This is a genomic window from Serratia sp. GW822-FHT06E05 (assembly GCF_058799445.1).
In genome coordinates this window covers 150,931-163,345 of the sequence record NZ_JBXALM010000001.1, presented here as the reverse complement: position 1 = coordinate 163,345, position 12,415 = coordinate 150,931, and the positions used below count along the sequence as shown (strand labels likewise).

General features: G+C 54.6%; 11 protein-coding genes. 8 read left to right on the top strand and 3 right to left on the bottom strand.

The features are described 5' to 3' along the window. Window positions 1–86 precede the first annotated feature (86 nt). From ogt to uspE, 3 genes are all read left to right on the top strand, one after another. Window positions 87–611, top strand: a complete 525-nt coding sequence (gene ogt, locus AC1RKC_RS00730; RefSeq protein ID WP_020827050.1) for a methylated-DNA--[protein]-cysteine S-methyltransferase — start codon at window positions 87–89, stop codon at window positions 609–611. A 422-nt stretch (window positions 612–1,033) separates the two neighbouring features. Next, a complete protein-coding gene (gene fnr, locus AC1RKC_RS00725) occupies window positions 1,034–1,798 on the top strand; it encodes a fumarate/nitrate reduction transcriptional regulator Fnr (RefSeq protein WP_012145310.1) in 765 nt (254 codons plus the stop codon). Window positions 1,799–1,925: 127 nt separating this feature from the next. Then, on the top strand, window positions 1,926–2,888 hold the full coding sequence (uspE, locus tag AC1RKC_RS00720) for a universal stress protein UspE (RefSeq protein ID WP_020827051.1): 963 nt from the start codon (window positions 1,926–1,928) through the stop codon (window positions 2,886–2,888). A 53-nt stretch (window positions 2,889–2,941) separates the two neighbouring features. Here uspE and pntB read toward each other — a convergent pair whose 3' ends face one another. Together pntB and pntA are read right to left on the bottom strand one after the other, a co-directional pair. Beyond that, window positions 2,942–4,336 carry a Re/Si-specific NAD(P)(+) transhydrogenase subunit beta gene (gene pntB, locus AC1RKC_RS00715; protein ID WP_041414583.1) on the bottom strand — a complete coding sequence of 465 codons (1,395 nt, stop codon included), beginning with the start codon at window positions 4,334–4,336 and terminating at the stop codon, window positions 2,942–2,944. A gap of 10 nt (window positions 4,337–4,346) precedes the next feature. Next, entirely contained in the window at window positions 4,347–5,876 is a 1,530-nt protein-coding gene (gene pntA / locus AC1RKC_RS00710; protein ID WP_046373440.1) for a Re/Si-specific NAD(P)(+) transhydrogenase subunit alpha, read from the bottom strand. Between the two features lie 539 nt (window positions 5,877–6,415). Here pntA and ydgH point away from each other — a divergent pair. Together ydgH and AC1RKC_RS00700 are read left to right on the top strand one after the other, a co-directional pair. Then, the gene (ydgH, locus tag AC1RKC_RS00705; protein ID WP_048758739.1) at window positions 6,416–7,366 is read left to right on the top strand and encodes a DUF1471 family protein YdgH; all 951 of its coding nucleotides are present in this window, start codon (window positions 6,416–6,418) and stop codon (window positions 7,364–7,366) included. A 245-nt stretch (window positions 7,367–7,611) separates the two neighbouring features. After that, window positions 7,612–9,003, top strand: coding sequence for an amino acid permease (locus AC1RKC_RS00700; RefSeq protein ID WP_020827057.1), 1,392 nt, complete (start codon window positions 7,612–7,614; stop codon window positions 9,001–9,003). Between the two features lie 28 nt (window positions 9,004–9,031). Here AC1RKC_RS00700 and AC1RKC_RS00695 read toward each other — a convergent pair whose 3' ends face one another. Further along, on the bottom strand, window positions 9,032–9,448 hold the full coding sequence (locus tag AC1RKC_RS00695; RefSeq protein ID WP_020827058.1) for a hypothetical protein: 417 nt from the start codon (window positions 9,446–9,448) through the stop codon (window positions 9,032–9,034). A 126-nt stretch (window positions 9,449–9,574) separates the two neighbouring features. Here AC1RKC_RS00695 and folM point away from each other — a divergent pair, with 126 nt between their 5' ends. From folM to rstB, 3 genes are all read left to right on the top strand, one after another. Next, window positions 9,575–10,297, top strand: coding sequence for a dihydromonapterin reductase (folM, locus tag AC1RKC_RS00690; RefSeq protein ID WP_046373437.1), 723 nt, complete (start codon window positions 9,575–9,577; stop codon window positions 10,295–10,297). Between the two features lie 73 nt (window positions 10,298–10,370). Beyond that, a complete protein-coding gene (gene rstA / locus AC1RKC_RS00685) occupies window positions 10,371–11,096 on the top strand; it encodes a two-component system response regulator RstA (RefSeq protein ID WP_493092265.1) in 726 nt (241 codons plus the stop codon). Then, window positions 11,093–12,397: a two-component system sensor histidine kinase RstB gene (gene rstB / locus AC1RKC_RS00680; RefSeq protein WP_020827061.1), complete on the top strand. Its 1,305-nt coding sequence runs from the start codon at window positions 11,093–11,095 to the stop codon at window positions 12,395–12,397. Before rstA ends, rstB begins: the two co-directional genes overlap by 4 nt. The last annotated feature ends 18 nt before the right edge of the window (window positions 12,398–12,415 follow it).

Below are 12,415 nucleotides of genomic sequence, written 5' to 3'. Positions count from 1 at the left end.
GTTGCCCATCTTCATGTCCGGAATCCGCCATCGTCCCGCCTGGTTTCGTGCAATAATCTGCCCATCAAACGAGAGGAGTGATCAAAATGCAGACTTTTTTTATTGATCGTATGGCGACGCCGGTGGGTGAGCTGGTGTTGATTGCCGATGAGCAGGACCGCTTGCGCGCTATCGATTGGACGGAACACGAAACCCGCCTGATGAAGCTGCTGAATACCCATTACCGAGCCGATCGTTTTCAACTGGTGGACAAAGCTAACCCCGGTGGCCTGACCGATGCCATGCAGCGCTATTTTTCCGGTGAACTGGATGTGATCAACGATCTGCCGGTCATGACGGCCGGCACTGAGTTCCAGCGCACTGTCTGGCAGCAACTGCGCCAGATCCCATGCGGCGAGATCATCACCTACGGTGAACTGGCTAAGCGTATTGGACGCCCAACGGCGTCCCGTGCGGTGGGGATGGCCAACGGCTCCAACCCCATCAGCATCGTGGTGCCCTGCCATCGGGTGATTGGCTCGCAGGGCGCATTGACCGGCTATGCCGGTGGCGTTCAGCGCAAACAGTGGCTGTTGAAACACGAAGGCTACCTGCAAAACGATCTGCTTTAATTCAACCCACCGGAATAGCGCAGCTCACTATGGGCTATTCCGGTGGCTTATTAATGAGGAACGTAGTCCGGCGGTATAGTTGATGCAGGCTGTACATCCTCTGAGGTGTAACCGTAACAATGTGTATAAAAATTGGTCTCAATCCGCAAAAAGGCGCTCAAAAGGCAGGGTTAAATGCTGCTTACTGAAAAATACGCTGCGCTACCCCGCATTTCTTGCGGATACGGAGAACCAAGCGCGTCGACCGTCCCTTGGCGTAACTAGCAAATAAATAGAAACATTTCAGCTAGCTACAGAACAATCGGCTGCAAGCCTGCTTAATATTCGCACAGAATGCCCCCGTTCTTATTAATGCTACCCTTATCACCTGCCGGAAAAGATGTTAAAATTGACGCATATCAATTATTGAATGAGCGTAATCTATGATCCCGGAAAAACGCGTGATTCGTCGTATCCAGTCTGGTGGTTGTGCGATCCATTGTCAGGATTGCAGTATCAGCCAGCTGTGTATTCCTTTTACTCTTAATGCGCACGAGTTGGACCAGCTCGACAACATTATCGAAAGGAAAAAGCCTATCCAGAAGGGCCAGACCCTGTTCAAGGCCGGCGATGAACTGAAATCGCTGTACGCTATCCGCTCCGGGACCATCAAGAGTTACACCATTACCGAACAGGGTGACGAGCAAATCACCGGCTTCCATCTGGCGGGCGATCTGGTCGGTTTTGATGCTATCGGCGGTCTGAAGCACCCAAGCTTTGCTCAGGCGTTGGAAACCTCGATGGTATGCGAAATCCCATTCGAAACGCTGGATGACCTTTCCGGTAAAATGCCTAATCTGCGCCAACAGATCATGCGTCTGATGAGCGGCGAGATTAAAGGTGACCAGGACATGATCCTGCTGTTGTCGAAAAAGAATGCCGAAGAGCGTCTGGCGGCATTCGTCTACAACCTGTCGCGCCGCTTTGCGGAGCGGGGTTTCTCACCGCGCGAGTTCCGCCTGACCATGACCCGCGGCGATATCGGCAACTACCTCGGCCTGACGGTTGAAACCATCAGTCGCCTGCTGGGCCGTTTCCAAAAAAGCGAAATTCTCAGCGTTAAAGGCAAATACATCACCATCGAAAACGTCGATGCCCTGTCTGTGCTGGCCGGTACGCCACGCATTAACGTCACCGTAAACGCCTGATCCCTATGCTGGGTTAATCATTCGACAGAATTATTGACCCAGCACACCTCTGCCGCTGTTCTGTTTTTCAATGTTGGGTTACTCTGTAAATTGACAGACTGTTGATTTTCAGCTGTAAGGAGGCCCTATGGCGAAGTATCAGAATCTTCTGGTGGCTATTGACCCCAATCAGGACGACCAGCCGGCGCTGCGCCGGGCGGTATACTTGATAAAACGCAATGGCGGGCGCATTAAGGCCTTCCTGCCTATTTATGACTTCTCTTACGAGATGACGACCCTGCTCTCGCCAGACGAAAGAACGGCAATGCGGCAAGGCGTTATCAGTCAACGCGCTGCTTGGATCACCGAGCAATGTCGTTTTTATCTCGACGAAGGCGTGCCCATTGAAATCAAAGTGGTCTGGCATAACCGCCCTTATGAGGCGATTATTCAGGAAGTGATCGCCGGTAAGCACGATCTGCTGCTGAAAATGGCGCACCAACACGACCGTCTTGAATCCGTCATTTTCACCCCAACCGATTGGCATCTGTTACGCAAATGCCCGTGCCCGGTGTGGATGGTCAAAGATCAGCCCTGGCCTGAAGGCAGTAAAGCGGTGGTTGCGGTTAACCTGGCCAGTGAAGAACCCTATCACGATCCCTTGAACATCAAACTGGTGCAGGAGACCGTTGAGTTGGCGCATAACGTCAACCAAACGGAAGTGCATCTGGTCGGCGCTTACCCCGTCACCCCCATCAATATCGCCATCGAGCTGCCTGATTTTGACCCCAGCGTTTACAACGATGCCATCCGCGGACAGCATCTGATTGCCATGAAGGCGTTAAGACAGAAATTCGGCATTAACGAAGAATTCACCCACGTCGAAAAAGGCCTGCCGGAAGAGGTAATCCCCGACCTGGCTGAGCACCTGCAGGCGGGCGTCGTGGTATTGGGTACCTTGGGCCGTACCGGCATCTCGGCGGCGTTTATCGGCAATACCGCCGAACATGTGATCGACCATCTGAAATGTGACCTGCTGGTGATCAAGCCAGAAAACTTCAACTGTCCGATCGAAGTTGACGAAGATGATGAGCACGACGACGAAGACTGATGTTTGACGCATAAAAAAACGGGCCCAAGGGCCCGTTTTTTTATGCCTGCACGTTACGCCTGTAGCGCACGCAGAATCGCTTCCACACTCTCTTTGGCGTCACCAAACAGCATCTGGGTGTTCTCCTTGAAGAACAGCGGGTTCTGGACGCCGGCGTAACCGGTGTTCATCGAACGCTTGAAGGCAATCACATTCTGCGCCTTCCACACTTCCAGTACCGGCATGCCGGCGATCGGGCTACGCGGATCTTCCAGCGCGGCAGGGTTCACCGTATCGTTCGCGCCAATCACCAGCACGGTGTCGGTATCAGGGAAATCTTCGTTGATTTCATCCATTTCCAACACCACGTCGTAAGGCACCTTGGCTTCAGCCAGCAATACGTTCATGTGACCAGGCAAGCGCCCGGCAACCGGGTGAATACCGAAACGTACTTTGATGCCACGCGCACGCAGTTTCTCGGTGATTTCCGCCACCGGATACTGCGCCTGAGCGACCGCCATGCCATAGCCTGGGGTGATGATCACCGAAGTGGAGTTTTTCAACTGCTCGGCAACTTCTTCCGCGGTCGTTTCGCGATACTCACCCATTTCTTCCGCATTACCGGTCGAAGAACCGTCGGTACCGAAGCCGCCGGCGATTACGCTGATAAACGACCGGTTCATCGCCTTACACATAATGTAAGACAGGATGGCACCCGAAGAGCCTACCAGTGCTCCGGTCACGATCAGCAGATCGTTGCTCAGCATGAAGCCCGCCGCTGCCGCTGCCCAGCCCGAATAGGAGTTGAGCATCGACACCACCACCGGCATATCTGCCCCGCCGATGGAAGCCACCAGATGCCAGCCAAACGCCAACGCGATAGCGGTCATCAGCACCAATGCCACTGCCTGCCAGCCCACGCTGTCGGCACGAACAAACACCACCAGCAGCAGGAAGGAGACGACCAGGGCCGCCAGATTCATTTTGTGGCGATTTGGCAGCGCCAAAGGTTTGGACGAGATGATACCGCGCAGTTTACCAAAGGCGACAATCGAACCTGTAAAGGTCACCGCACCGATAAAGATACCGAGGAACACTTCGGTCAGATGGATGTTTTCCATCACCGGCTCCATCGGCGCACCGTGATCCAGATAGCTGTTTAAGCCCACCAGTACCGCCGCCAGGCCGACAAAGCTGTGCAGTACCGCCACCAGCTCTGGCATTTCGGTCATTTCGACCTTCTTCGCCAGATAGACCCCAATAGAACCGCCGATAATCATCGCGATGATGATCCAGCCCACGTTGCCGGAATCCGGCCCGAGAATGGTGGCGATCAGCGCAATCGCCATCCCTGCGATACCAAATAGATTGCCCCGCTTGGACGTTTCATGGCGCGATAAACCCGCCAGGCTGCAGATAAACAAAATAGCGGCAACAATGTATGCAGCTGTAACTAATCCTCCAGACATGTGCTACCCCTTAGTTCTTGCGGAACATCTTCAGCATGCGCTGAGTGACGGTGAATCCACCAAAAATGTTGATGCTGGCGATCAGCACGGCGATGAAGGAGAGGAAACTCACCCAACCGCCGTGGCCAATCTGCAATAACGCACCGACCACGATAATCCCTGAGATCGCATTGGTGACCGACATCAACGGGGTATGCAATGCATGGCTGACGTTCCACACCACGTAGTAACCCACCACGCAGGCCAGCGCAAACACAGTAAAGTGAGACAGGAACTCTTTCGGCGCGGCGTCGGCCAACCAACCAAACAGAATAATCGCCAACGCCATCAGGCCATATTTCAGCCAAGGTGATACCGGTTTTGCCTCCGGCTTGGCGACCGGGGTCGCCGCCTGCGCCTGTTTCGGCTGGGCAGAAACCTGGATTGGCGGTGCCGGCCAAGTGACTTCGCCACTGCGCACCACGGTCACGCCGCGGATCACGGTGTCTTCGAAGTCGACGTCAATTTCGCCATTTTTCTCTTTCGACAGCAGCTTCAGCAGGTTAACCAGGTTGGTACCGTAAAGCTGCGAGGATTGGGTCGGCAAACGGCTTGGCAGATCGGTATAGCCAATGATTTTCACGCCGTTATCGGTAACGGTCACGCGGTCGGCCACGGTTAGCTCGCAGTTACCCCCGTTTTGTGCGGCCAGATCGACGATCACGCTGCCCGGTTTCATCGAAGCCACCATTTCTTTGGTAATCAGCTTCGGTGCCGGTTTGCCCGGGATCAGCGCCGTGGTGACGATAATGTCAACCTCCGCCGCCTGAGCAGCGAACAGCGCCATCTCTGCTTTGATAAAGGCTTCGGACATCACTTTGGCGTAGCCGTCACCGCTGCCCGCTTCTTCCTCGAAATCCAACTCGAGGAATTCCGCGCCCATGCTCTGCACCTGCTCTTTGACTTCAGGGCGCGTGTCGAACGCGCGAACAATGGCTCCCAGGCTGCCGGCAGCACCGATGGCTGCCAAACCCGCGACGCCGGCACCGATGATCATCACCTTGGCCGGTGGAACCTTGCCCGCAGCGGTGATCTGACCGGTAAAGAAGCGGCCAAACTCATGCGCGGCTTCAACAATCGCCCGGTAGCCGGCGATATTCGCCATAGAACTCAGCGCGTCCATAGACTGTGCGCGTGAGATGCGCGGCACCGAGTCCATCGCCATCGCGGTGACGTTGCGTTCGGCCAGCTTCGCAATCAGTTCAGGGTTTTGCGCCGGCCAGATAAAGCTGACCAGAGTGCTGCCCTCACGCATTAACGCGATCTCGTCCTCAAGCGGCGCGTTAACTTTCAAAATCAGATCCGACTGCCAGACATCGGCAGTGTCGGCGATCTCAGCCCCAGCGGCTTGATACGCGCCATCGTCAAAACTTGCCAGTTTACCCGCCCCGCTTTCAATCGCGACGGTAAAGCCCAGCTTCAGCAGTTGTTCCACCGTTTTCGGCGTTGCTGCGACCCGGGCTTCATTGGCCAACCGTTCTCTTGGTACACCAATACGCATAATGTTCCCTTCTCACCTGTCTTTGATGATGTTTATTATCGTCCTGCCCATAGCGATGGCGCCGGCTGACAGGCCTTTGCTTACGCTTGTCGGCATCGAATTAAGGCACCATCTATAACCTACTGAAAATATGATCGATGATCCATAATTGCTTACGCATTCAGGTCTGTTTTTACATAAAAACCCAGCTAACGACATGACAAATCGCAATTTAAAGTTAAAAAGCCCGTTGGAATGGCGCTTTAGCGGCCAGATTGCGATAGCACCCGGTGCGCGGATATCTGGCGCGACGCGGCTGGCACGCATAAAAGTTATAAAATTGTGAATAATTAACACTTATGACATCAAAGGCTTTATTATTGAAACTTATGGTGATGCTGCTCAGAATGACGGACATCATTCTTCCGGGAATTTGTCTCATGAGATGACATAAAATGCTGAGACACTGCTCGAGATTACATGTAATAATCGGCGGCTGAATTACACCTAAACAGTTCAGCACGTTATAAACGTTAATGCGCTAGGCGAAAGGATTTTTTATGAAGCTGAAGAACACGATCATCGCGTCAGCCTTGTTATCACTCACTGCGCTGTCCGCTCATGCGGCGCAAGAGTTAACTCCTGAAAAAGCAGCGGCGCTGAAGCCGTTTGATCGCATCACGATTACCGGCCGCTTTAATGCCATCAATGAAGCTGCTGATGCCATTTCCCGCCGTGCAGACAAGCTGGGTGCAGACGCTTTCTACATCCAGGACAGCAACAACAGCAACAACGGCGGCAACTGGCGTGTCACCGCCGATCTTTACCACAAAGATGCGCCGGAAGTGAGCAAAGAACCGAAATACCGCGTGATTAACGGCGTTACCGAGCTGCCGAAAGAACAAGCCTTCCTGCTGGAGCCTTACGATACCGTAAGCGTCAGCGGTTTCTACCGCAGCCAGCCGGACATCAACGATGCCATCACCAAAGAAGCGAAAAAGAAAGGCGCAGCCTCCTTCTTTATCGTACGTCAGGTTGATGCCAACCAGGGCGGCAACCAGTTCATTACCGCCTACATCTATAAAGCCGATGCACCTAAACGTACCGTTCAGAACCCGGATGCCATCCCGGCCGACTCTGAAGCCGGTAAGGCCGCTCTGGCTGCCGGTGGCGCTGCTGCTGCCAATGTGGAAATCCCTGGCGTAGCCTCTTCAGGCTCACCAAGCCGTGACGTAGGCCGTTTCTTCGAAACCCAGTCTTCAACCGGTAAGCGTTATACTGTCACGTTGCCTAACGGCACCAAGATTCAAGAAGTAAACAACGTGACCGCCGCGCAGATGGTGCCGTTTGACTCAGTGACCTTTACCGGCCACTTCAACAGCATGACCGACGTTTCTACCGAAGTGGCGAAACGCGCGGCTGAGAAAGGCGCCAAGTACTATCACGTAACCCGTCAGTGGCAGAACAAGAGCGGCGGCAACCTGACCGTCAGCGCTGACCTGTTCAAATAAGTTTCACTTTGCGGTTTACCATCGGGCAGCCATTGAGCTGCCCGTTTTTTTTGCCCCGCCTGTCGCCCGCCAGTTGAATAATTTTTTGCAAAAATCGCATATTCAATCATTGCATCCGCAGAGATCCATCCGTAGAATTTGCGCGAATTTTTAGGGCTATTGTCTATTTGTTCAGTAATTACCATTACGTTGTTACTGCCGAGCAGTTCCCTCCCAGTTGTTTATTCTGTGTTCAGGATCCGTCATTGGAAAAGAAACTAGGTCTTACCGCGTTAACCGCATTGGTGCTCAGCTCAATGCTGGGCGCTGGGGTTTTCAGCCTGCCGCAAAACATGGCGCAAGTCGCCAGTCCGGCCGCCTTGCTATTGGGTTGGGCGATTACCGGTGTCGGCATCCTGTTTCTGGCTTTTGCCATGCTGTTGCTCACACGCCTGAGGCCCGATCTGGACGGCGGTATTTTCACCTACGCGAAAGAAGGCTTCGGCGAACTGGTGGGTTTCTGCTCCGCCTGGGGGTATTGGCTGTGCGCCGTTATCGCCAATGTTTCTTACCTGGTGATCGTGTTTGCCGCGCTAAGTTTGTTCACCGATCGCGGCGGCGATGTCATTTTAGGTGACGGCAATACCTGGCAGGCGCTGCTGGCTGAGTCGCTGCTGCTGTGGATTGTGCATGCGCTGGTACTGCGCGGCGTGCAAACCGCGGCCAGCATTAATTTGGTCGCCACCCTGGCCAAACTGTTGCCGCTAGGGATGTTTGCCGTCTTGGCGGCGGTTGCCTTCAAAATGGACGTATTCACGCTGGATTTCCACGGCGTCGCGCTTGGCAAACCGGTGTGGGAACAGGTTAAAAATACCATGCTGATCACCCTGTGGGTGTTTATCGGTGTGGAAGGCGCAGTGGTGGTTTCGGCCCGTGCACGCCATAAAAAAGATGTGGGCCGCGCCACTATGCTGGCCGTGGTTTCCGCACTGGCGGTTTATCTACTGGTAACGCTGCTCTCATTGGGCGTGGTACCGCGCAGCGAATTGGCGGAGATGCGCAATCCGTCGATGGCAGTGTTGATGGTCGATCTTATTGGGCCATGGGGTGATGTGATTATCGCCGCCGGACTGATCGTCTCGGTCTGCGGCGCTTACCTGAGCTGGACGATCATGGCTGCCGAAGTGCCGCTGCTGGCGGCGCAACACGGCGCTTTTCCCAAAATATTCAGCAAGCAAAACAAGAACCACGCGCCTTCGGCTTCGCTGTGGCTGACCAACCTGGCGGTACAGTTCGCTCTGGTGCTGATCTGGCTGACCGGCAGCAACTACAACTCGTTGCTGACTATCGCTTCGGAAATGATCCTGGTGCCCTATTTCCTGGTCGGCGCCTTCCTGTTTAAGGTGGCGATCCGTCGTCAGGACAAACGGCTGATGTTTGCCGCGACGGGCGCTTGCCTGTATGGCATTTGGCTGCTCTATGCGTCAGGCTTGATGCATCTGCTGATGTCGGTGCTGCTGTATGCGCCCGGGCTGTTGGTGTTTATCTATGCAAGGCGCGGACATGGTGATGTCAAATTGCTGAATCAGCTGGAGAAAGGCAGTATTTTTCTGTTGCTGGTGGCCACGGTACCGGCCGGCTGGTTTATGTTGCAGTAGTGAAAAACGGCCGGGTGGAAACACCCGGTCAGTTAGATTGGGACAGGCCCAGGCTGATGCTCATGCGTTCACCCACCTGAGAGATAATCACTCCCTCAACGCACTCTTGTTGGATGGCTGCCAACTGCTGCTTATCGAGCGCATACGGTAGTTTAATGTCGAACACTGCCAGCCCCTGCTGCTGCGCCAGATCGATCAGACGCACAATGTTGGTTTCGTCGCTGACCTGGGTGGAAACCACCTGCAGCGCCAGCGCCTTCAACTGCTCTTTCCGCGTTTGTGATGCGGAAGCCTGCGATTTCAATACCATGCCAAAAAACGGCATCACACCATAGATTGCATCTACAAAGCGCCAGTGCTTCTTGCACGATGCGGACAGAAAATCCATGTAATCAAAACAGATTTTCTCACTGCGGGCGACGGGTGCAAGGTGACTACTGTTCATCCCTTCCTCTCATTGCCAGTGTATTACATCCTGAAATGGATAATCGATGCGAAGCTTTAACGAATTTCCGCCGTATAATGGCATAATTCCCCTATTGTTTGCCAGTCTGTCCAGGAGCTTTAATCAATGGAACTTCACAACTCTGCGCCGGTCCTGATCACCGGCGGCGCACGTCGGATTGGGCTGGCCCTGGCCAGGTCATTCTTACAGCGCGATATCCCGGTGATCATTGCCTATCGCAGCACTTATCCGGCGCTGAGCGAGCTGAAAAGACTGGGCGCTACCTGTATTCAAGGGGATTTTTCCACCCATGAGGGCATTTACAGTTTTGCCGAACAGGTGCGCCAAACAGCCCCAAAACTGCGCGCGGTGATCCACAACGCCAGCGCCTGGCAAGCCGAATCCCCAGAGGTGCCGCCAGAGCAGGTGATGGCGGCGATGCTGCAAATTCACGTTTATACCCCCTACTTGCTGAATCAGCTGCTGGAACCCTGCCTGCTGGGCCAGGGTCAAGCCGGGGCTGATATCATTCACCTGACAGATTATGTGGTGGAAAAAGGCAGCGACAAACACATTGCCTATGCCGCCAGTAAAGCCGCCCTGGACAATATGACCCGCTCGTTTGCCCGCAAGCTGGCACCGGAGGTCAAGGTCAACGCCATCGCGCCTGCGCTGATTATCTTTAACCCGGGCGACGACGAGCATTATCGTCAGCAGGCGTTGGCAAAATCGCTGATGAAAATCGCCCCCGGCGAAAGTGAAGTGGTTAACCTGGTGAACTACTTGCTGGACAGTCGTTACGTCACCGGCCGAACCCATGGCGTGGATGGCGGAAGACCCCTGCGTTAGCGCATGATCTGCATGGCTTATCGCGGTGCCCCGCGCTATGCTGAATTTCGTTATTCTGATAAAACCGCTGAATATGCATAAAATTGTTTTTGTTGAAGACGATCCGGAAGTCGGCAAACTGATTGCCGCCTATCTGGGCAAGCACGATATTGAGGTTCTGATCGAGCCGCGTGGCGACAGCGCACAGGCTCGCATCGAGCTGGAGAAACCTGATCTGGTGCTGCTCGACATTATGTTGCCCGGTAAGGACGGTATGACTTTATGCCGCGATTTGCGTCCGACCTTCGCAGGCCCGATCGTGCTGCTGACCTCGCTGGACAGCGACATGAACCATATCCTTTCGCTGGAAATGGGTGCCAACGATTACATCCTGAAAACCACGCCCCCGGCGGTGTTGTTGGCGCGGCTACGCCTGCATCTGCGTCAGCATGGCCATCAGCCAAAGGAAGAATCGACCCAACCAATCACCCAGCACAACGCCTTGCACTTTGGCTTGTTGTGCATCGACCCGGTCAACCGCCAGGTCACGCTGGGCGAAGAGATCATCACCCTTTCCACCTCGGATTTCGATCTGCTGTGGGAGCTGGCCACTCATGCCGGTCAAATCATGGATCGTGAAGCCCTACTGCAAAACCTGCGCGGCGTGAGCTATGACGGCCTTGACCGCAGTATCGACGTCGCGATTTCCCGCCTGCGTCGCAAGTTGTACGACAACGCACTGGAGCCTTTTCGCGTCAAAACCGTGCGCAATAAAGGTTACCTGTTCGCCCCGAACGCCTGGGAGTTCGTGCAGCAATGAGAAAGCTCTTTGTGCAGTTTTTCCTGCTGCTTTTCGTTTGCTTCCTGGTGATGGCGATGCTGGTTGGCCTGGTGTACAAAGTCACCGCTGAACGCGCCGGCCGCCAGTCGATGGACGACCTGATGAAAAGTTCGCTGTACCTGATGCGCAGCGAACTGCGGGAAATCCCGCTGAAAGACTGGAACAAGACCATCGCCACGCTGGATTTGAACCTGTCGTTCAAGCTGCACATTGAACCGCTGGGTAAACAGGATCTGAGTGAAGACCTGAAGAAACGCCTGCGCCTTGGCGAAATTATCGCGCTCGACGATCAATACACCTTTATGCAGCGCATTCCCCGTAGCCACTATGTGTTGGTGGTGGGTCCGATCCCTTATCTGTTCTATCTGCATCAAATGCGGCTGCTGGATTTGGCGCTGCTGGTGTTTATCGGCATGTCGCTGGCGCTGCCGGTGTTTCTGTGGATGCGCCCGCACTGGCAGGATTTGCTGAAGTTGGAAAATGCGGCACAGCGCCTGGGTGCCGGGCACCTGGATGAACGTACCCATTTCGATCCTACCTCCAGTCTGAACCGGCTTGGGGTGGCCTTTAACCAGATGGCGGATAACGTCAATACGCTGATCGCCAGCAAGAAGCAGCTCATCGACGGCATCGCCCACGAGCTGCGTACGCCACTGGTACGGCTGCGTTATCGGCTGGCGATGAGCGATAATCTGTCCGATAGCGAGCAACAGGCATTGAATCGCGATATCGGCCAGTTGGAGTCACTTATCGATGAACTGCTTACCTACGCGCGGTTGGATCGTCCCCAGGTGGCGCTCAATATAGAGCCGCTCGACTTGCCCAAATGGTTGGAAGACAAGGCGGATGACCTGCGGCTGATCCACCCGGAACGAGAAATTCAACTGGATATCCCCCACGTCGGCGATTTTGGCGGCGTTGATTTGCGTCTGATGGAGCGGGTGCTGGATAACCTGGTAAACAACGCATTGCGTTACTCCGAACAGCGCCTGCGAATCGGCCTGTGGTTTGACGGCGACAATGCCTGCTTACAGGTAGAAGACGATGGCCCCGGCATTCCGCCGGAAGAGCGTGAACGGGTATTCGAACCCTTTGTCCGCCTCGATCCGAGCCGCGATCGTGCCACCGGCGGTTGCGGCCTTGGCCTGGCCATTGTGCATTCGATTGCCGTGGCCTATCAGGGCCAGGTTTATGTTGACGCCAGTTCGCTCGGCGGTGCCAGCTTCCGTTTCTGTTGGCCAATAAAGCCCACTTTCGATTTAAAAGCAGACCCGGTGTAACCCTGTTCACGCGCAGCA

What these genes read in the sequence shown, in the direction of transcription:
- ogt (WP_020827050.1), top strand. Translation starts at nt 87, where the DNA reads ATGCAGACTTTTTTTATTGATCGTATGGCGACGCCGGTGGGTGAGCTG.
- fnr (WP_012145310.1), top strand. Translation starts at nt 1,034, where the DNA reads ATGATCCCGGAAAAACGCGTGATTCGTCGTATCCAGTCTGGTGGTTGT.
- uspE (WP_020827051.1), top strand. Translation starts at nt 1,926, where the DNA reads ATGGCGAAGTATCAGAATCTTCTGGTGGCTATTGACCCCAATCAGGAC.
- pntB (WP_041414583.1), bottom strand. Translation starts at nt 4,336, where the DNA reads ATGTCTGGAGGATTAGTTACAGCTGCATACATTGTTGCCGCTATTTTG.
- pntA (WP_046373440.1), bottom strand. Translation starts at nt 5,876, where the DNA reads ATGCGTATTGGTGTACCAAGAGAACGGTTGGCCAATGAAGCCCGGGTC.
- ydgH (WP_048758739.1), top strand. Translation starts at nt 6,416, where the DNA reads ATGAAGCTGAAGAACACGATCATCGCGTCAGCCTTGTTATCACTCACT.
- AC1RKC_RS00695 (WP_020827058.1), bottom strand. Translation starts at nt 9,448, where the DNA reads ATGAACAGTAGTCACCTTGCACCCGTCGCCCGCAGTGAGAAAATCTGT.
- folM (WP_046373437.1), top strand. Translation starts at nt 9,575, where the DNA reads ATGGAACTTCACAACTCTGCGCCGGTCCTGATCACCGGCGGCGCACGT.
- rstA (WP_493092265.1), top strand. Translation starts at nt 10,371, where the DNA reads ATGCATAAAATTGTTTTTGTTGAAGACGATCCGGAAGTCGGCAAACTG.
- rstB (WP_020827061.1), top strand. Translation starts at nt 11,093, where the DNA reads ATGAGAAAGCTCTTTGTGCAGTTTTTCCTGCTGCTTTTCGTTTGCTTC.